The sequence below is a fragment of the Sporomusa sp. genome (assembly GCF_035561255.1).
Classification (GTDB): Bacteria; Bacillota; Negativicutes; order Sporomusales; family Sporomusaceae; genus Sporomusa.
On the sequence record NZ_DATMXX010000411.1, the window covers coordinates 12,734 to 34,341 of the forward strand.

Genomic DNA, 21,608 nt, shown 5'->3' on the forward strand with positions numbered 1-21,608 from the left:
TGAATTCATTACTGCAAAAAGAAGATGCACCTCTGTCACCTGATGACTGGAAGTGCATCTTTTTTGTTAATTATTCTGGCGCGCGGTAAGCATGGCCATAATCTTATCCGGAGTGACCGGTAATACGGTAAGATTAGCATCAAGAGCATGGTTGATTGCATTCACGGCAGCTGCAGTGCTGGGAATTGTCGCGATCTCACCAATACTTTTAGCCCCATAAGGCCCATAATCTTCGCCCTCTTCAATTAAGATAACCCTGACAGGCGGCATATCCGGTATATTTACAAGCGAATATTTGCTAAAGCTGCTGCCGCGAGCGATTCCTGACTTGTCATCATAAGCAAGGTCTTCCGCAATTGCCATCCCTAATCCCATCTGAACACCACCATGGATCTGCCCTTCAACAAAACCTCTGTTAATCGCCTGACCAATATCATGTACGGCCACAACATCAAGAACCTTAACAAAACCAGTATAGGTATCGACTGCCACTTCGATGAAATTTACAGCGTAAGAACCTGGATTGGCTGGTGATTGATAGGTAACGGTACGAATCAGTTCGACCTGGTTTTTTTGTTGAATCACAGCCGCCATTTGTCCATAACTCATTTTTCTGTCAGGCTCGCGATTATTCCACACCGTGCCTGCCACTAGTACTATGTCTTCCATACCGCATTGAAAAACCTTAGCAGTCTGGCTGATAAACATGCTGCGCAGCTCCTCGGCAGCTTGCATAGCGTTTGCGCCACAAACATGAATAACCCGGCTGGCCTGACAACCGATATCATACGGGCTGACATCAGTATCAGCCTCAGGCGCTTCGATCATATCAAGCGGGATATCCAGAACCTCGGCCACAATCTGCTTCATGGCGGTTACCGTACCATTTCCCAGATCGTGCAAGCCCGCATTCAGCATAACGCTGCCGTCTTCCAGCATGCGAATCGTCATCGTACCAAATTCCTGATAGGCACCGTAGTAACCGTTTCCATGGGTAGCGCAGGCCACCCCAACCCCTGTGTGCCATCGCCCGGTACGCTTAGGCTGATTCCATTTTGAACTCCAGTCAAAAGCTGCCGCGCCTTTAAGCATGCAATCGATAATCCGGGCGTTGCCCAGATTGGGCCCACCGGCCGGATCGGCATCGTAGGGATGAACTAAATTTTTTAGACGAAATTCTACTGGATCCATCTTTAAGTGCCGCGCCGCGTTATCGAGATTGATTTCTGCAATTGTTTGTACCTGCGGCGACCCGTATCCCCGTGCTGCGCCGGCTATTGCCGTATTGGTATGCACAGCGATGGCTTGATAGTGCTGGTCGGGAATCCGGTATAGCCTGAACAGCTTTTTAGCCATAGCATAACAAATGACGCGGCCGTTTGAGGTATAAGCCCCAGTATCGACAATGTGTTTCATATCCCGGGCCAGGATCTTTCCCGCCGGGCTTACCACCGTTTTTACATAACCAATCGTCTTTGTCCTCGTCCTGGTGGCCACAATACTGGCCCAGCGATCAAACTCTATTTGTACCGGCCTGTTCAAGTCCTGGGCAAAATAGGCGCAGTAGGGTTCAAGGATTATCTCTTGTTTTCCCCCAAAAGATCCGCCGCTGGGGGTTTTGATAACCCGTACCTTGTGATACGGCAGTCCTAATACCTTGGCTACGATGAGACGAACCGAGTATACAATCTGACAGGGACTGTGTACGGTGATTCGCCCCCGATGGTCGGTCGCCGCAATACATACATGGGTCTCCATCGCAGCATGGTGAATCTTGGGTGTTTCCACCCGGTCTTCAATGACTACCCCCTCACCTTTTGCCAAAACTGCGGCGGCATCGCCGTAGCCGGCTTCCATCGTGAAAAACGGATTACCGCTGTCATGGATCGCCAGGTGTCTGCTGAGCGCTGCTTCCGGATCAATAATTACCGGCAGCAAGTCGTACTCTGCCCTGATCAGTCCGGCGGCAATTATAGCAATTTCCTTACTCTCTGCCACCACCGCTGCGATAGTATCACCAATATAGCGTATTACCTCAGGAAAGAGTTCCTGATCTTCAATAGCATTCTGCCCGGCAAACCACATTTGCGAGTTAAATTTTGTTTTAGGAGCATTATCACGCGTATATATTTTTATAACGCCAGGCACAGCCATGGCCTCAGAAATGTCAATGTTTTTAATCCGGCCGTGCGGGACTTGGCTAAATACCAATTGGGCATAAAGCATCCCCTCTAACACCATGTCGCCGGTATACTTAATGCACCCGCTTGCTTTAGCCGCTCCATCCTCGATGGGTATTGACCTGCCAACATATTTAAACTCACGTGCAGGCTTAGCGTCCATCCGGTTCCCTCCTGACAATATATAGTAAATTACCCTTCGCAAGCGTCAAACAATATTCCGGCCAAATCATAGGCCAAACCTCTCACTGCTGCCTTCTTATAGGGGTGTGAAGCCCGGCCAGTTATGGCTTCATCCACAGTATCAGCCAATAGCAGCGCCAAATCGGCGGCAAAGCGTTCATCAACAAAACGCTGACAGAAAAACCCCTGCACGTTGACCGGGCAAACCGGCACCTTGCCCAGCGCCCCTAAAGCGGCCTTACCGTTAATAATCATCCGGCTTTTACAATCATAGTTGATTATGGCAGCCAAGCTGATCCTGGCAATTGTCACCTGTGACCGGCTGCCTATTTTCACAAAACCACTGCGACCCAAGACTGGGGTTGGGATGATAATCTCTGTTATTAATTCCTTATCCTGAAGCCCGGTCAAGGCTTCCTCCACTGTTAGAATCCGGGAGCCCTGCGCTCCGGTTGTACATATTCCGGCATTAAAGGCAGCAAGTACAGGCAGACTGTCACCGGCAGGTGAGGCACTCGCAATATTGCCCCCAATGGTTGCCCTGTTCCGTATTTGGACCGAACCCACCCGGCCTGCCGCCTGGGCCAGGGCGATTACTTTAGTCCGGATAACCGGGCTGGCCGCAATCGCGCTAAAGGTCGTTCCAGCGCCAATCCGAACCTCAGAACCACTATCCCTGATGTATTTTAGCTCTGCGACCTGCGACAAATCAATTACCAGCCCGGCCGCTTTACCCACATTGTTATTGATAAAATCGGTACCACCATTGATAAATACCGTTTTAGCACTGGTGTTTGTTAATTGCCGTACAACCTCATCCAAACCTGAAAAACCTATAATCTCATAGCCGGTCATTTGACTTGGCCCCCATTCACCATGTCAGCAGCAGCTTTTACTGCTTTAAGAATATTTACATAACCGGTACAGCGGCAGAGATTGCCGGCAAGAGCCTCTTTAATCTCAGTTTCTGTTGGCTTAGGATTCTTTAACAGCAAAGCTTTCGTACTCATAACCATACCGGGTGTACAGTAACCGCACTGGATAGCCCCATTCTCAGCAAATGCCTGTTGTACAGGGTCAAGTCCGCCATTTGAAGCAAGCCCTTCAATTGTCAGGATCTCCGTATTGCGGGCCTGATAGGCAAGCACCATGCAGGAATTAACAGCCTCGCCATCCATGATGACGGTACAGGCTCCACATTCGCCTTCACTACACCCTTCTTTGACACCTGTCAGTTTTAACCTCAGCCGCAGCAGGTCAACCAGCCGTTCCTGAGGTTCGACATCTAATAAAACATGACGCTTGCCATTTATGATAAGGTCAATTAGCATTTGATCACCTTCTTATTTAACACTGTCATCGTTTCGCAAAAATACACACTCATAGCTTTACAGCCGGTTGGGTCTGCCGGCATTGGAGTTTGCTACAAAGCCCGGCAATCAAATCTACTCTGATTGCCGGGTTTTGCAGCGATATTATCAAACGCTAACGTTGTTTCCGGCAGGGTTATCTTTAGCTTGCTCCTCATCACGGAGATGAGCCGGAACGTCAATCTTGTCAGCTGTCTCCGGGTAATAAGTGATATCATATTTTTTATGGTTGAATAGTATCGCAAAAACTGAGTAGCCCTGGGCGATTGCATAAAAAAGAATCGGTATCCCAGCCACAGTAGCAATCATTTTCGTTGCATCGATACCTGAGATTTTGCCGCCTGACCCAACTGTCAGAGTAATGAGCGCCATGCCCCCCATAAGCGCACCCCAAACAATCTTCATATAAGAGGGCGGTTCTGGATCATCCTTAGTGTTACCAGTGGTGTTCATAGCCGCCACAGTGGTGGTCATCGAGTCGGCCATGGTGCTAAACGAGGTAATAATAGTGCCTAACATGACCCAGCTCAGGACAGTCGATAGCGGCAAGTTCTGCAAAAAGGCAAAGAGCGAGGCTTCAAGACCGCCCTGCGGCGAAGAGATAATTGTCCAGAGACCTTTGGTCTGCCACTCAAAGAACACTGCTGAACCTCCGAAAATCCAGAACCATACCATACCGAAAATTGAGGTTGCAACAAGGTTACAGAGAATAAATTCACGGATAGTCCGGCCATAGGCCACCCGGGCAAAGAACATACCGCTCATTGGCGCATAAGCCAGCCAGATGGCCCAGTAATAAACAGTCCACCAGCGCGGCCAGTCAGACTGGTCAATCGGGCTGAGGAATAGAGATTTAGTGAAAAAGTTCTGCAAATAGTCCCCCAGGGAGGCTGTTCCCAGCTTCAGGATAAAGGCCGTCGGCCCAAAGATAAGGACAAACAGCAAGAGGCAAATAAAAATATTGGTATTGATTTTGGCCATGATGCTAATACCGCGTTTAATACCGCTAATACTTAGCGCAACGGCCGCAACTGTTGCGATGATAATAACAATAGCCCAAATATGAGGACCGGTTTCAATGCCGGCCAGTATGTGCAGGCCACTGCCAATTTGCATAGCAAGAACCCCCATAACAGCAGCCACACCGCCGACGATAGCAAACAAGCACAGATTGTCAAGCACAGTGCCGACTAGTCCAAAGGAACGTTTTTTGAAGATGGGATATAGTGTTGCGCCTTGCGTATAAGGAAGTTTCAGATTGTAATGAACCAACCCAACAGCAAGACCGGCCAGGGTATACATGGCGTACGGTGTTAGTGTCCAGTGAAGCGTAGCGGTCGACAAAGAGAAGATTGCTGCCTTTTCACTATAAGGCTCAATACCAAGAACCGTAGGCGGCGTACAAAAATGATACAATGGCTCGGCAATCCCCCAAAATAAAATACCGATTGCAATGCCGCACTTTAAGGTCAGCACAAACCAGCTCCAGGTTGTATATTCCGGTTTAGCATCAGGTCCGCCTAACCTTACATCACCATACCGGGAAAACATTAGATAAAAACAAAATAGCACGGCACACATGCCAAACAGGTCAAACAACCAGCCAAGATTCTGAATCGCGCTTTCAACCAAAGCGTTTTCCGCATTGTAGAATTGCTGGGGAATGGTAATGGCGGCAATAACGCAGGCCGCAATAATTGCGGTCATCGGGCCAAAGATTTCCCAGCGAATTTTCTTTTTTCCAGAAATCACTATTTTACCTCCTCGTTTGATCTTGCATTATCATAGCTACTCTTACCGGGTTAGTTGCAGCTCCCCCCTTCCATCTTGACAATCCTGTTGTCCGGCAGTGTTTAACTAATTACTTCATCTAGCAGGACGCCGGATTTTAGCAGTTCATACGCTTTGACAATATCGACTGTAAGATTGCGGTCTTGGGCCAGGAAAGGAATCACCTCACGGAGCTTCTTGTGGACAACGCGACCGGCGGCACCAAGCCTAAACTGTTCTTCTTGCCGCAAGTCGCAGGCCTGTGCGGCATGGATAGCCTCAATTCCGAGTATATAATAGAGATTATCAACAATCTTCCGTGTCTTTTGCACAACATAGGGGGTATTGCTGCAATGGTCTTCAATATCACCGGCAACAGCATAAAAATCCATACTTATTGGATTAGCCAGATGCCTGATTTCAGCATCAAGGGCAGTAAATGGTTTTTGAATTGTGCCAAAGGCAATGACATGCTCCGGGTCAGGCGTCAAAAATCGTGGCAGACCGGTGAAGTGCCCGCTGCTTAACTTAATGGTGCGGAAGCAGGCTGCCCGTGACAGATGACTGAGCGCTATCCCAAGCATCTCAAAGGCTACCGCCCAGTTGACCACTTCAAAATTGCCACAGGACATAATCGCGTTCTGATTCATTAAAACACAAGGATTATCATCTGAGGAGTTCATCTGAATTTCCATAAGTTCCTCAATATAATGCAGCGAGTCGCGGACAGCGCCGTGGATATGGCAGGCGCAGCGAAAACACAGTGGATCCTGCAGGGCATTGGCGATGCCTGGCAGCCACAGGTAGCTATCCTTGAGGTGCTTCCTCACATTTGCAGCGCTTTCATTCTGCCCTCTGAACCGGCGTACCCTGTTGATTTCTTCATTAAGTGGACTGACATTGCCCTTAAAAGCCTCCAGGCTAAAACTGTAGATTATATCAGCAAGATTCATTAGCTTTTTGAGTTCATATAAAACCAGTACACCCTGGCCTGCTGCCAACGCATTTGAACTGACAAGCGCCAGCCCGTCTTTTGGTCCCAAAGTAAGTGGCTCAAGGCCGGCTTTCGCCAAAGCCTCCCTGGCCGCCATTTTTTTGCCGTGATAGTAGGCGTCGCCCTCGCCAATCATCGTCAAAGCAATATGTGACAGACAGGCAATATCTGCTTCCCCGATTGAACCGCGTTCCGGTACAACCGGTGTAATATCATTATTGAGAAGGTCACGGTACATATAGGCAATCCCGGGACTCATGCCGGTATAACCCAGGAGCAGTGTATTAAGCCTTATTACCATCATGGCCCGCACCTCTGCCAGTGATGCCTCAGGGCCGACTGCCACGCAATGCGATCTGACCATATTGATGTTGAACTGATTATAGTGTTCTGTCTCAACCTTTGTATCTTTATTAGCACCAACCCCGGTGTTAAACCCATAGACAAGAACATTGCTGTTAGCAAGCTGGTAGACAAACGCTCTGGATTCCGCCACTTTTTTGTCTGCGGCCGGAGTAATGGCCACCTTCTTGCCATAAATAGCTACCTGCGCCACCGCTTCAATTGTCAGGCTGTCGCCTGTAAGGTTAACCAGATTATTACTCAAAATACTCCGTTCCTCCCTCTACATATTCCGCAGTAAAGAAGTTTGCAGGCGCCAACACACCACCTGCCTGCAAAACTTTAACGCGTTGTATATCGCTGTTATTAGCACTTTTCACTGCATGGATAATATTAGCAATAATCATGCCAATCAGCCTATTGTTAATTCCTTGTTGTTTTTCAGTAAACCCTAAGTATGCTTTTTAATTAAATACCTCTTAATAAATGTCAAACGCATCAATATTTTGCGCAATATTTTATTGCAGATAGTTCTTTACACCTATTCAATTATTAGGTAAAATAATGTTAACATTTGGCAGAATAGTGAGTTGAAACCTATGAAATCTATTGATAAGACGTTATATTTAGAGACTATTGCAAACTTCATTCAAGATGCGGTATATGTGATCAACCAGCACGGCGATGAATTATTTTTCAATAACAAGATCGAACGCTTTGAGCCTTCCCAGCGAAACCATATGCTGGAAGAACTGCGTAATGTATTTCTTACCGGCAAGCCTTTATTTGATAAATATAATAAGTATCGCACAGTAGATCATCGTGAAGTACACATGCTTTCTACCATAGTTCCGATTGAACGCGACGGTGAGATTGTAGCCGTTTGTTCAATTAATAAGAATATCACTGAAATGACCAATTTGCTTAACAAAGTATACAAGCTGCAAGAACAACTGCAAACATACTGTCACAACGGTAATCCACTGCAGAATGGCACCAGTTATAACTTTGAATGTCTAATTGGTAAAGGCCCGCAAATTACAGCGGTGATTGACAAAGCAAAAAAAGCAGCCCTTGGCGCTGCGCCTATATTATTAACAGGCGAAACTGGTACCGGAAAAGAGATTTTTGCCCAAAGCATCCACAATTACGGGCCTGCCGCTGCCCATCCGTTTGTAGCCTTAAATTGCGCAGCAATACCCGAAACCTTACTGGAAAGTATGATCTTTGGTACAACTAAAGGGGCTTTTACCGGAGCCGAAAACTCACCTGGCTTAATCGAACAGGCTGGAAAAGGCACATTGTTTTTAGATGAAATAAATAGCATGAGCCTGGTACTGCAGGCAAAGATGCTGCGGATTCTCGAGGAGAAAAAATTTCGTCGTCTTGGCAGCAGCATTGAAGAACCGGTTAGCTGCCGGATAATCAGTTCCACCAATGTCGACTGCCACACACTGCTGGCAGAAAACAAACTGCGCGAAGACTTCTACTACCGCGTGGCTGTTGTTAACCTAACTATTCCGCCTTTGCGGGCACGGCAAGAAGATATTTTGCAGCTAGCCCAATATTTTATCAGTCGTTTTAACAAAGTATATGGCAAACACATAACTAAGCTCTCGAATGAACTTGAGAATATATTCCTTCATCATAAATGGCCAGGCAATGTGCGTGAGCTATGCCATGTATTGGAGAATGCCATAAGCTTCGCAGAGAATGAAGCAATTTTGACTTCAAGCTGCCTGCCTGATTATTTTCATAAACAATATGTACTCACCAAACCCCCGGCCTTGTTAGACAATCTAAAACTCAAATCACTGCCCCAGGCACTTGATGAGGTAGAACGCAAGCTAATCATGGATGCCCTCACAACGAATAATGGTAATATTACCAAAGCAGCCCTATCGCTGGGAATACACCGTCAAAATCTTCAGGTTCGTATTAAAAAATTAAATATTACCAAAAACGTACATTTTGCCGCTGAATAGTAAACAAAATTTTAAAAGGACTGAACTCGCCTGCGAGCTCAGTCCTTTTTCTTATAAATAATTAACCAATAACCTTGCCGGCAACTGCCACAAGCTCATTATGGAGACGTTCGTCCTCCTTGATAATAAGGGCTATTTTGGCCTGAATATCGTTTTGATAAGCAGCTTCTTTAATACTGCCTAAATTGATTTTTACATTGTACAGCGCACCATGCAGGCCGGCATGAGCCATCAGCCCGGCTACCGCGGCATCACTGGCGGCGTTAGAGTTGCCAATGGCCAATACCCGCACAGCCATTGATAATACCTTTAAGCAGCATGAGGCAACATCCAGCGGCAGATTGGTGGCATAGACCATTGCCTGCTGAATGGCTTCACTGCGGGCCAGTTTCTCAGCCTCTGTTGCCTTAGGGAGTTTGTAAGCCGCCATAACTTTGTTAAAAGCCTCGGTATCGGCATCAACAGACCGGGTAAGCTCACTTGACAACTGGTCAACCTCGCCCAGGATCGCTGCAATCTCACTTTGTACTTCGGCATATTTGCTGCTGCCTACTGTCAAACGGCAAACCATTGCTGTCAGGGCACCGCCGAGCGCACCGGCCAGAGCCGAGATACTGCCGCCGCCCGGAGCCGGTGAATTCGATCCCAATTCTTCAAGAAACTCGGTAATCTTCATTTCAATCAACATGTTATCAGGCCCCTTTATTAAAGGTTTTCTTCTAATACTTGCTTACGGTCAAAACCCTCCAGGCGCAGGTAGAAATCGGCAGTGTCGATAAGTGCCTGCAATGGCACCATGCCGACAATCTCACTGCCAATAACGTTTACGCCATAACGCGCCGCTTCCGATTTAACAGTCTCAAACACCCGGTGCAGCGGTGTACCGGTATAGTCAACCATATTGATTGTTACCTGGGCCATATTCCGTTCTTCGATCATTACCCCCATAGCACGGCAGAATTTATAACCGCCTTTGGCTTCACGTATGCTGGCAGCAATTTTTTTAGCGATACTGACATCACTGGTGCTCAGGTTTATGTTATAGGCGATGAGAAATTGTCGGGCGCCAACAACTGTCGCGCCGGCAGCCGGATGCATACGGGCAGGACCGTAGTCAGGCTGACGCTCTGGGGTGGTAATTGCTGTTTTTAGCCCTTCATACTCGCCTTTGCGGACATCAGGCAGTTTAACCCGCGCCGGCGTTTTGGCTGCTGCTTCATATAAATACACCGGGATGTTAAGCTTCTCACCAATTTCCCGGCCGAGCTCATTCGCAAGCGCAACGCACTCTTCCATCGTGACCTCACTTACCGGGATAAAGGGAATAACGTCAGTGGCGCCAACGCGGGGATGTTCGCCCTGATGCTGCTCCATGTCAATAAGCTCGGCAGCTTTGGCGCAGGCGTTAAAAGCAGCCAGCTTAGCAGACTGAGGATCACCCACAAAGGTAACTACAGTACGGTTATGACTGCCGTCTGAATTGACATTAAGCAATGTAACCCCTTCAACATTCTTTACTTCATTAACAATAGCCGCAATAACCTCCGGCCGCCGTCCCTCACTAAAATTAGGTACACATTCTACAAGTTTTGCCACAATTACAACTTCCTCTCTGTCTGTATATTAACAGCTTTATTCCAAATAAGCTGCCCATGTTTAATTACCTTGTCAACAATATTCATACCGGCATGATACACCAAAAACAGATGAGATGGGTACTCCAGGATGATAACATCAGCCTGCTTACCAACCTCCAGACTGCCAACCCGCTCTGCCCGGTTTACTGCTGCCGCACCATTAATCGTCAATGCGGTTACAATCTCGGCCGGTTTCATCGCTAGCTGAATAGCCGCCAGAGACGCTACCAGCGGGATAGAATGGCTAAAGCAGCTGCCCGGATTGTAGTCTGTCGCCAGCGCTACTGCGGCCCCGCTGTCAATCATTGTCCGGGCCCGCGCATATGGCTCACGCAGGCAGAAAGCAGTCATTGGCAGCAATGTCGCTACTGTGCGTTTTTTCCCCAAGGCCGCAATGCCGGCATCAGATGCCTGCAGCAGATGATCAGCAGAACAGGCATCAAGCTCGGCAGCCAGCTCTGCCCCACCCAAAGGAACAATCTCATCAGCGTGCAGCTTTGCCTTTAGGCCCATACTTTTGGCAGCCTCCAGCAATCGTCGCGACTCTGCCAGCGAGAATACCCCCTGTTCGCAGAAAACATCACAGAATTCGGCAACCCCCTGCTCAGCCACAGCAGGTAATACCTCTTTAATAATATAATCAACATATTCGGCTGTACGGCCTTTATACTCAGGTGGTACCGCATGCGCGCCCATAAAGGTTGGAACAATCTCTACCGGCTGTTCCCGGTTGAGCTCAGACATCACAGCCAGCTGCCGCAGTTCGGTTTCTTTATCCAGACCATAGCCGCTCTTACCCTCTACCGTAGTTACGCCCATCGCCAGCATACCAGCCAATCGCCGGGCGGCCAGTTCCTTCAACTCGTCCAGACTAGCCGCCCGGGTTGCCTCAACAGTGTTTAAGATGCCGCCGCCCCGCTCTAAAATCTCCAGATAGGGGGTTCCTCCCAAACGCCAGAAGAATTCTTCTGCCCGATAGCCGCCAAATACCATATGTGTGTGTGAATCAACAAACCCTGGCATAACACACTGGCCGGTCGCATCAATTACCTCCCATTGCCGCTCATCGAGCGCCGGTAATTCTGCCGTAGGACCCACCCAGGTAATCTTGCCGTCCTCAGCAAGTAACGCACCATCATGGATAATACCAATATCACTCATTGCCAGGCCGGCCTTAGGGGCCGGGCCGGCACAGGTTACTAGCTCTGCCGCATGTTTAATCAGCAATTTCTTACCAGCCATCGTTTTGCTCCTTTCTAATACATACAACGCATTACGCCTTGCAGGCGGTTGGTGTGTTGGCAGGAACGTGATGTTCAGGCCTATTTTGCAAACACTTTGTCAACAATGCTGTCAATCAGGCTTTCATTTGGAATGTAGGGTAATGTCGCATGACCTTTACCGGCATACTGCTGGTTAAACTCTACAATAGTCTCAATAGAATGCTCGTTTCTGGCCCATGCCCGGCGGGCTACACCACCAATAACATCCCACAGCATTGCTTGCCGCAGAATCTCATCAACCCGTTCACTGCCGTCAAGCACCATGCCAAAACCGCCATTAATTGATTTACCAATCCCGACGCCACCGCCATTATGTAAAGCAATCAGGCTCATGCCCCTGGCTGCATTGCCGGCAAAACACTGCACTGCCATGTCTGCCATAATATTACTGCCGTCCTTAATGTTGGCAGTCTCCCGGAATGGTGAATCTGTACCGCTGACGTCGTGATGGTCGCGTCCCAGCATAACCGGGCCAACTTCCTTGTTGCGGACCATATCATTAAATTTCAGGGCAATTTTAAGACGACCTTCGGCGTCCTGGTACAGAATTCGCGCTTGCGTCCCTACTACCAGTTTATTTTGTTCAGCATCCCGGATCCAAATATAGTTATCACGATCCTGACCGCGTCTGTTGGGATCGATGCACTCCATTGCAGCCCGGTCAGTCTTGCGCAAATCCTCCTGATCACCACTGAGGCAAACCCAGCGGAAAGGGCCATAACCATAATCAAACAATTCCGGGCCCATGATATCTTCGACATAGGACGGAAATATAAATCCATCCCGCTCATCATACCCATTCTTGGCAACCTCTGTAACACCGGCATCATACACAGCTTTTAAAAAGGCATTGCCGTAATCAAAGAAATAGGTTCCCCGTTCTGCCAGGATCTTAATAAGCTCAAAATGCCGCCGTAAACTCTTATCAACTAATTCCCGGAACTGCTTCCGGTCTGCCGCCAGCAGTCTTGTCCGTTCCTCAAAACTCATCCCCTGCGGGCAATAACCGCCATCATAAGCAACATGACAGGAAGTCTGGTCTGAGAGCAGCGGAATGTGCTTATTGTTTTTTACGGCATATTCCAATAAATCCACAACATTACCATGGTAGGCAATCGAAATTGGCGTCTTTTTCAGCTGATATTCCTCAGCCAGGCTGAATACTTCAGCTAAATCTGATGATATTTTACTAACCCAGCCTTGATCATAGCGGGTTTTAATCCGGGAATAGTCAACCTCGGCAACAATACCAACACCGCCCGCAATCTCAATAGCCTTAGGCTGGGCTCCACTCATGCCACCTAAGCCTGAAGAAACGAACAGATGACCGCGCAGGTCTCCGTCCGCCGGTATGCCCAAACGCTTGCGGCCTGCAGTAAGCAGGGTATTAAATGTACCATGCACAATTCCCTGTGGTCCAATATACATCCAGCCACCGGCAGTCATCTGCCCATAATTAGCCACACCCATTTGTTCGGCAATCTCCCAGTCATCCTGGTTATCGAACATGCCAATCATCAGCGCATTGGTTATAATGACACGGGGTGCCTCCGGCTTGGACGGGAATAATCCCAATGGATGACCAGACTCTACAACTAAGGTTTGATGTGCAGTCATAACTTCCAGATACTTTTTAATGAGTTGGTACTGCAGCCAGTTTTGGCACACACTGCCTGTTTCACCATAAGTAACAAGCTCATACGGATAAAGAGCAACCGCCGGGTCTAAGTTATTCTCAATCATTACCTGAAAAGCTTTACCCTCAATACAGTTGCCTTTATATTCATCAATTGGTTTACCGCAGATTTTTTCCTTGGGCATATAACGATAAGCATAAATCCGTCCGAGTGTGCGCAGCTCCTCCATAAATTCAGGAGCCAATACAGAATGCAGTTCTTCCGGCACATAGCGCAGGGCATTTTTCAGGGCTACTTTTGTCTGAGCCGGCGTCAGGCGAAACCCTCTATTGGGCGCCCGGCGAATGCCGGTTTCAAAAACCGGCATTTCCGGCAGTACCTTATCCAGTTTGATTTGCATGGCATTACTAATACCATGATTATTAATAGACATAATTACCTCCTTGAGATATTGCTTGTAGCAGCTTGCTTTTAAAAATAATATAGCATACTTGCGTCAACGAAACGTCAAAACAAAGAGCAAACCCCGTATACCGCCGTTGACTACCTAACCATTTTTGCAACTTACTTAGCAATAGCTGTCGAATACACCTTGTCCAGCATGATCTGCTCAAATTTATTTCCCACTTTAGTAAAAATAGTCTTACCTTGCTGGTAATATTCCTCAATTGGTAATGGCAAATAGCCTGCAAAGACTTCTTTTATCCGGGGATCTTGCTGCATCCTGATGCTAATCTCCAACTTTGCTCTTGCGGTAAGACCCGCTTGATAAATATCATGATAACGCTCAAGGAAACCATCCGCTTTTTCCAGATAACTGAGCCCTTTATCAAGACAGTTGTCTCTGACGGCTAATAAAGCAAGTATACAATGTAACGTACAGTAACTTCTCAGGCACCAAAAACCCTGATATTCGCCAAACTGCTCTTCAAGGTTCAGCGCATCCTCCAGATACGCAAAGGCCTTGCTATATTCCCCTAAATCATAAGCTGTATGACCGGCATTGACCAGAAAGATAGCAACACCGGCGCTTATGTTGCTTCGTCCGGCAACTCTTATTGCTTGTTCATAATAATAGAGCGCCTCTGGCAGATCATTCCCCATTCGTCTTAAATCCCCAATATAGTTATAACAGGCAGCAATATGCAGATTATACTCGCCCAATCTTTCTCCCAGGCGCTTGTAAGTAGAAATTGATTGACGGTAATACTGCTCTGCCAGGCTTTTTTCCTGACGCAAAGCATATGAAATACCAAGAAACCGCTGTATCGATGCCCTTTTCTCATCCAAATTGGCCTCTTTTGCCGTTGCCAGCAGCTTATTAGCAAAGAGCTCGATCAGCTTGGGGTTGCGAATTTGAATCGCACAATACACTACTTGTTGATAGCCTTTAATTATATAGTCAATAAATCCTTTTTTAGATGCAAGCCGCAGCATCTGATGGATGGCTTTTAAACCGCTCAGATGATCTCCCCGCCAGATATGATAACGTCCCAGCATTTCAAGATAGGCTGCCCTAAACCGGCTCAAGCTCTCCTGTGATACATACTCCAGTTCCACAGCAACCAACAACGCTTTGATCTTATCCAAATAGCCCATTATCTGTAGCTTATTTTCAAAAATAAACCCATTCCCACTATACGTTTCACTAAATTCAGGGAACAATTCATATTGCGGACAGCAGTACCTTTCGGCAATCTTAATTGTATATTCAAGCACCTTAATCTTTTCATCAATCTGTGAATAATGATACAGGATTTCAGAGCATAGATCCCTTCCCAATGAATCGTTAGCCATCAGTTCTTCCAGATAACTCCCTGCCCGTTTATGGATCATTCTTTTCCTTGAGGATGACAATTCAGCATATACGTAGCTTCTGATCCGAATATGGCTATATTTATACACAGGCCCCTTTAGCCCCGGGCTTGTACCGTCAATCTCCTGAATTAAGCGCTTGTGCTGCAGTTCCTCGATTGCTTCCACTATTTCAAACTCGTTCATCCCACACACAACCAGCAGTTCACTATAACCGACGTTGTTGAAAAAGGCTGAAATAACATCAAGCACCTTTCTGGCGTTTTCTGAAAGAGCATTGATCCGCTCATGCAAGACGCTCCGCAGACGTGGTGACAGCCGGTTTACGCTTTGCCCCATCTTTAACAATTTAAAGCTCTCAACTAAGAATAAGGCATTTCCGTCAGTATACTCATACAGCTTTTGCTGCAGCCCGACAGTTATTTTATCTACCGGCAGCATCAATTCAGAGAAATTAGCAACTTCCTCCCGGCTAAAGTTTTCGATTACAAGGTGCTCGACTAAACCATCCCGGCTAAAATTCCCGGTAAACAGTGCAACCTGTTCCTGATATTCACTCCGGCAAGTTGCAATACACAAAATTTGCTGCGTTGGTATCCGCAACAATTGGCGTAATACTGACCGGCCTTGGCTATCCAGCCATTGAACATCATCGACAACCAATAGTACTTTCTGACAGGCGGCAACCTTGCCCAATATACTGCACATAACCTCCTCAATCATGCCTGAGTGTATATTATACCCATTAGGCACCTGACTCTGACAGGCAACTGCAGTATTGCTGAGAACCGCCGGAAAAACATAGGAAATAACCTGATACCATAATGCGGGCAGTACTACACCCCGCTGGGATAGCAAATCCATGGCCTGGCAAAAGATTTGATTCCAGGCTTTATAGGGATAATCTTGTTCAGCCTGATAACACTGGGTTCCTAGTACAGTTACGCAGCCGGCAGCAATAGTTTCCTGCATGCGTTGAACAATCGCTGTTTTCCCAACCCCCTGTTCACCACTTAAGATTGCTAATAAACACTGAGACCGGTCTAAACAAAAATCAGCCACCCTGCGGTGCAGCCACTGCAACTCCTGTTCACGCCCAAAAAAACTTTCTCCAGCCTGATCAGTAGGTACAGCAAGCTGGTTGATCATTTTTGACCGCACACGCTCATAAGCTTCTTTTGTTTTATCGTGCGGAATAATCCCCAATTCATTGCTAAGCGTTCTTTTTAAGCAATCATAAAGCTCAATTGCCTTAGTAAACGCACCGGCTCGCTCATAAACCTTCATCAAGGTTCTGTACGCACTCTCGTTATACTCATCCAGCGCAATAAGCTGTTTCAGATAGCGTTCAGCTGTACCATACTCTTTATTGTTTAACTGACTTACAATGACTTTAGTCAGCCGCGCAATCATATCTTCTTTATAAGCCTCCCGTTGCCTGCTTACCCAGGCTTCAAAGGCCTCAGCGTCTTTACAGGCAAAGCCGGCTAAGAACTCCCCCCGATATAATACCAACGACTCAGCTTGTAAAACCTCATTAAATTCATGAATATCGGTAGTAATACTTACAGCATCAGTATTAAGTACAACATTCGCCCGTGAGGGAGTTAAAATTAAGTCTTCTGATGTCAGCTTTTTTAGCAAATAGAGGGTATTACGCAGATTCTTCTTTGCTGCCGCATCTTCCATATCCTGCCATAAAAGAGCAGCAAGCTCTTCTCTTGAAGAATTTTTCTTAACCAGTAAATAGTATAATAATGCTTCCAGCTTAGCAAAAGGGAAGAACAGTCGTTTACCATTCCAGTAAATCTCGGGACTCCCCAACAAAACCGCAGCTAATTCATTCATTTTATCAATCCTCGTACCACACAATATTTTATATGCATTGCTTGTTGCTTTCCCCAGCGTTTTCGACAAACAATGGTACAAATCCTGTTATTTTACGATGTAAGGATAGCCAAATTATTCAGATATTGGTACAATCAATCTGGATCTTTGTGTATTAGGAGGAAAAACATATGCCCTACACAGCCGAGTTAATAAAAACAACTGACCAAATTACCAGCAACTGGTCTGGTGGCACAACAACCCAAATCGCCATTTACCCGAAGAATTCCCTTTATAATGAGCGCAACTTTATGTGGCGGCTTAGCTCAGCCCGCGTAGAAGTGGAAGAATCGACTTTCACTTCCTTACCAGGGATTTGGCGTCTGATCATGGTACTTGAAGGTGAGTTGAAACTTGAACACTCAGGTCACCACACGGTACAGCTAAAACCCTTTGAACAGGATAGTTTTAGTGGAAACTGGTCAACTACCAGCTTTGGTAAAGTACGGGATTTTAATCTGATGCTGGCGCCAGGTTGTTCAGGGGAGCTAGCGGCCATCAGCATTGACGAAACGGACGTGAGCAAACTGGTCGTGTTGAATCCGGATGGTGAAAGTTTCTCCCAGATAACCTCAGCCTGCTATTGTGTCGCCGGTAAATTAACTATCACAATTAATGCTGCCGATACATATGAGCTAAGCCCGGGCGACTTGCTGCTGCTGAGCGCCGGTAAAGATATGCGGGGGCTCCCCCTTACGATTATCAATACCGGCAACAGCCAGGCCCAAATGGTTACAGCTACAATTAAGCTTGACTAAGGGAGGGTATAGAGGCGGTAAGTTAAATTTTTAACAGGATAAAAACGAAAGCACTATTTGCCCTTAGTTGGACAAATAGTGCTTTCATTACTTATATTTTAGACTGGTTAGGAATTATTATTCTTTGACAGCTGCTGCTTCAGCGGCAGCCTCATCATACATTTTTGCTAAACGTTTGTAGCCATCCAGACGTTCGGCTGCATCTTTAGCAGTCTTATCAAACAAGGCGTCGGCTTGATCAGGGAACAGTTGTTTGAGCGAGGAATAACGTACTTCGCCCATCAGGAATTCTCTGAAGTCGGCCGTAGGTGCTTTAGAATCCAGGCTGAACGGGTTTTTACCCAGTTCTTTGAGCGCCGGATTGTAGCGATACATTGCCCAGTAGCCGGCTTCAACAGCACGTTTACACTCAAGTTGGCTGTTGCCCATACCCAGTTTTAAGCCATGGTTGATACAAGGTGAGTAAGCGATAATGAGTGAAGGTCCGGGATAGGCCTCAGCTTCGGCAATAGCCTTGAGAGTCTGAGCCTTGTCAGAACCCATGCAGACTTGAGCTACATAAACATACCCATAGCTCATTGCCATCATGCCAAGGTCTTTTTTCTTAGTTTGTTTACCGCTGGCCGCAAATTGAGCAATAGCCGCGCTCGGTGTGGCTTTCGAGGACTGACCGCCGGTATTTGAATATACCTCGGTATCGAAGACAAACACATTGATATCTTCACCGGAAGCCAGAACATGATCCAGACCACCAAATCCAATGTCATACGCCCAGCCGTCGCCACCAAAAATCCATTGGGAGCGTTTGACAAAGAAGTCTTTATAACCATAAACCTCGTCAAGCAGCGCATTAGAACCCTTGGCAGCTTCCAGAGCTGCACCAAGTTTATCAGCGCGTTCACGGGAACCATCGCCAAGATCTTTATTATCCAACCACTCGGCCAGTGCCACTTTAACATCACCGGTAGCAATAGCAAGTGCCTCGGTTACCTTGGCAGCCATCCGCTCACGGATTTGTTTCACTCCAACCTGCATCCCGAAACCAAACTCGGCATTATCTTCAAACAAGGAGTTAGCCCAAGCCGGGCCACGACCAAGTTTGTCAGTGCAGTAAGGAGTAGCAGGTGCGGAAGCACCCCAGATGGAAGAACAACCGGTTGCATTAGCAATCATCATCCGGTCACCAAACAGTTGGGTTACCAGCTTGGCATAAGCCGTTTCCAGACAACCTGCGCAGGCGCCGGAGAACTCAAGGTATGGAGTTTCGAACTGACTGCCTTTAACAGTTTCTTTCTTAACCGGATTCGGTTTAGTCGAGAGAGTCATGGCATAGTCCCAGAGATCAGCCTGGGCTAATTGGCTGCCGATCGGCTGCATAGTAATCGCCTTGCCTTTGGCTGGGCATACCTGGACACAATTACCGCAACCAGTGCAGTCATAGGGGGATACAGCGATACGGAATTGCAGCCCCTCAGTACCGATGGCTTTTTTAGTAACAAAACCTTCAGGAGCATTTTTGATTTCCTCTTCATTAACAAGCACCGGTCTGATAGCAGCATGCGGGCAAACGAAGGAACACTGATTACACTGAATACACTTATCCACTTCCCATGCCGGGACATCAACCGCAATACCACGTTTTTCATAGGCAGCAGTGCCCATCGGGAATGTGCCGTCTGTTATGCCCATTTCTTTAAGCACACTCAGTGGCAGTTTATCACCCTCAGTGCGGTTCATGGGAATAACAACCTTCTTGATGAAGTCAGGAACTTCTTTAACTGCTACCTCGGCATCATGGGCTACCTTCCAGGACTCAGGAACATTAATCTTCACCATGGCAGTTACACCCTGGTCTATAGCGGCAAAGTTCATGTTGACAACTTTTTCACCCTTAAGACCGTATTCATCAACAACAGAATCTTTAAGGTATTTTACAGCATCCTCAACAGGGATGATGTCAGCCAGTTTAAAGAACGCCGATTGCATAATCATGTTGATGCGACCACCGAGACCAACCTCTCTGGCCATTTGTATCGCGTTAATGGTATAGAACTTAATATTATTGTTAGCAATATAGTTCTTCATGCCTGAAGGCAAATTTTCGTCCAGTTCCTTCTCATCCCACATGCAGTTGAGCAGGAAGGTCCCACCAGGTTTCAACCCGGCCAGAACGTCATATTTGGCGACGTACGACTGGTTATGACAGGCAATGAAGTCAGCCTTGTTGATCAGGTATGGTGATTTAACAGGTTGTTTGCCAAAACGCAGGTGGGATACAGTTATGCCGCCCGACTTCTTGGAATCATAGGCAAAGTAACCTTGCGCAAAGAGGTCAGTTTTGTCACCGATAATCTTGATGGCCATTTTGTTGGCGCCGACTGTGCCGTCAGAGCCCAGACCCCAAAACTTACAGGCCCGTGTGCCTGCCGGCGTAGTATCAATATCCGCCCCCAGTGGTAAGGAAGTATTAGTAACATCATCGATGATACCGATAGTAAAGCCGTCTTTTGGCTCTTCGGCTTTAAGGTTTTCATAAACGGCAACGATTTGGGCCGGTACAACATCCTTTGAGCCCAGTCCATAACGGCCGCCGACAATAACCGGCTGCCAGGCTTTGCGATAGAAGGCATTTCTAACATCAAGGTACAGTGGTTCGCCAGCACAACCTGGTTCTTTGGTACGGTCAAGCACTGCAATTTTAGTAACAGTTTTGGGTATATATTTTAAGAAATGCTCAATGGAGAAAGGGCGATAAAGGTGAACGGTAAGTAAACCTACTTTTTCCCCGTTAGCATTCAGATAATCAATTGTTTCTTCAACTGTTTCACAAACAGAGCCCATAGCAATAATTATGCGGTCAGCATCCGGCGCGCCATAGTAGTTAAACAGGTGGTACTCCCTGCCGGTAACTTCCTTGACTTTTTCCATATATTTTTCAACAATTTCCGGTAACGCCAGGTAATATTCATTGGAAACCTCACGTCCCTGGAAGTAGATATCAGGGTTCTGGGCAGTCCCCCTGGTTACCGGATGGTCGGGATTAAGAGCCCGTTTCCGGAAGCCGGCTAAAGCGTCCTGATTAACAAGTTTAGCCAGATCATCATAATCCCAGGTCTCAACCTTTTGAATTTCATGAGAGGTCCGGAAACCATCAAAATAGCTTAAAAACGGAACACGGCTCTCGATAGCCGCAAGATGGGCAACAGCAGCCAAATCCATTACCTGCTGCACGCTGCTCTCGGCAAGCAAGGCAAAGCCGGTCTGGCGGGTTGCCATAACATCCTGGTGATCACCAAAAATATTAAGGGCTGAGGCCGCTACTGCCCGGGCGCTTACGTGTAATACTCCAGGCAAGAGTTCCCCTGCAATCTTATACATATTGGGAATCATCAGCAATAGACCCTGGGATGCTGTAAAAGTTGTTGTCAATGCACCGGCTTGCAGTGAGCCATGTACTGCACCAGCTGCACCGGCTTCAGATTGCATTTCTACAACCCGAACCGTTTGTCCAAAAATATTTTTGCGACCTTCTGATGCCCAAGTATCAACGTTCTCTGCCATGTTGGATGACGGTGTGATTGGATAAATTGCGGCAACCTCCGTAAACGCGTAGGCCACATGAGCTGCTGCAGCATTGCCATCCATAGTTTTCATTTTTGCCATAGGGGGATCCCTTCCTTCTTAAATAATATTAGAACCAGTGTCTGTCTGACTGTTGCTAGTCTGACCGTTGGTTGTCTGACAGACACTAATCAACTCCCATTTTG

14 protein-coding genes are annotated in these 21,608 nt (G+C 47.1%); 2 read left to right on the top strand and 12 right to left on the bottom strand.

Annotation, left to right across the window (positions count from 1 at the left end):
• Window positions 1–66: 66 nt before the first annotated feature.
• From VN379_RS23730 to VN379_RS23755, 6 genes are all read right to left on the bottom strand, one after another.
• Window positions 67–2,343, bottom strand: coding sequence for a xanthine dehydrogenase family protein molybdopterin-binding subunit (locus tag VN379_RS23730; protein ID WP_325538501.1), 2,277 nt, complete (start codon window positions 2,341–2,343; stop codon window positions 67–69).
• 29 nt (window positions 2,344–2,372) lie between these two features.
• A complete protein-coding gene (locus VN379_RS23735) occupies window positions 2,373–3,218 on the bottom strand; it encodes an FAD binding domain-containing protein (protein ID WP_325538503.1) in 846 nt (281 codons plus the stop codon).
• Window positions 3,215–3,694 (bottom strand): (2Fe-2S)-binding protein, encoded by a 480-nt coding sequence (locus tag VN379_RS23740; RefSeq protein WP_325538504.1) that lies wholly within the window; start codon window positions 3,692–3,694, stop codon window positions 3,215–3,217. Before VN379_RS23740 ends, VN379_RS23735 begins: the two co-directional genes overlap by 4 nt.
• Window positions 3,695–3,841: 147 nt before the next feature.
• On the bottom strand, window positions 3,842–5,485 hold the full coding sequence (locus VN379_RS23745; RefSeq protein ID WP_325538506.1) for a BCCT family transporter: 1,644 nt from the start codon (window positions 5,483–5,485) through the stop codon (window positions 3,842–3,844).
• A gap of 101 nt (window positions 5,486–5,586) precedes the next feature.
• Window positions 5,587–7,104, bottom strand: a complete 1,518-nt coding sequence (locus tag VN379_RS23750) for an aromatic amino acid ammonia-lyase (protein WP_325538509.1) — start codon at window positions 7,102–7,104, stop codon at window positions 5,587–5,589.
• Window positions 7,097–7,246, bottom strand: coding sequence for a hypothetical protein (locus VN379_RS23755; protein WP_325538511.1), 150 nt, complete (start codon window positions 7,244–7,246; stop codon window positions 7,097–7,099). The genes VN379_RS23750 and VN379_RS23755 overlap by 8 nt, the downstream gene beginning before the upstream one ends.
• Window positions 7,247–7,438: 192 nt before the next feature.
• On the opposite strand from VN379_RS23755, the gene VN379_RS23760 reads away from it, so the two are divergent.
• Entirely contained in the window at window positions 7,439–8,824 is a 1,386-nt protein-coding gene (locus VN379_RS23760) for a sigma-54 interaction domain-containing protein (protein ID WP_325538513.1), read from the top strand.
• Window positions 8,825–8,885: 61 nt separating this feature from the next.
• On the opposite strand, the gene VN379_RS23765 is transcribed toward VN379_RS23760, so the two are convergent.
• The 5 genes from VN379_RS23765 to VN379_RS23785 all read right to left on the bottom strand — a co-directional run bounded on the left by VN379_RS23765 (window position 8,886) and on the right by VN379_RS23785 (window position 17,044).
• Window positions 8,886–9,512 carry a cyclodeaminase/cyclohydrolase family protein gene (locus VN379_RS23765; protein WP_325538515.1) on the bottom strand — a complete coding sequence of 209 codons (627 nt, stop codon included), beginning with the start codon at window positions 9,510–9,512 and terminating at the stop codon, window positions 8,886–8,888.
• 17 nt (window positions 9,513–9,529) lie between these two features.
• The gene (gene ftcD / locus VN379_RS23770; protein ID WP_325538517.1) at window positions 9,530–10,420 is read right to left on the bottom strand and encodes a glutamate formimidoyltransferase; all 891 of its coding nucleotides are present in this window, start codon (window positions 10,418–10,420) and stop codon (window positions 9,530–9,532) included.
• A 2-nt stretch (window positions 10,421–10,422) separates the two neighbouring features.
• Window positions 10,423–11,703, bottom strand: coding sequence for an imidazolonepropionase (gene hutI / locus VN379_RS23775; protein WP_325538519.1), 1,281 nt, complete (start codon window positions 11,701–11,703; stop codon window positions 10,423–10,425).
• A gap of 80 nt (window positions 11,704–11,783) precedes the next feature.
• Window positions 11,784–13,814: a urocanate hydratase gene (locus VN379_RS23780; protein ID WP_325538521.1), complete on the bottom strand. Its 2,031-nt coding sequence runs from the start codon at window positions 13,812–13,814 to the stop codon at window positions 11,784–11,786.
• Between the two features lie 131 nt (window positions 13,815–13,945).
• Complete coding sequence (locus VN379_RS23785; RefSeq protein ID WP_325538523.1) at window positions 13,946–17,044, bottom strand: AAA family ATPase; 3,099 nt, start codon at window positions 17,042–17,044, stop codon at window positions 13,946–13,948.
• A gap of 170 nt (window positions 17,045–17,214) precedes the next feature.
• Between VN379_RS23785 and VN379_RS23790 the strand changes: the two genes are divergently transcribed.
• Entirely contained in the window at window positions 17,215–17,841 is a 627-nt protein-coding gene (locus tag VN379_RS23790; RefSeq protein WP_325538525.1) for a HutD family protein, read from the top strand.
• 117 nt (window positions 17,842–17,958) lie between these two features.
• On the opposite strand, the gene nifJ is transcribed toward VN379_RS23790, so the two are convergent.
• Window positions 17,959–21,504, bottom strand: coding sequence for a pyruvate:ferredoxin (flavodoxin) oxidoreductase (gene nifJ / locus VN379_RS23795; protein ID WP_325538527.1), 3,546 nt, complete (start codon window positions 21,502–21,504; stop codon window positions 17,959–17,961).
• Window positions 21,505–21,608 lie beyond the last annotated feature (104 nt).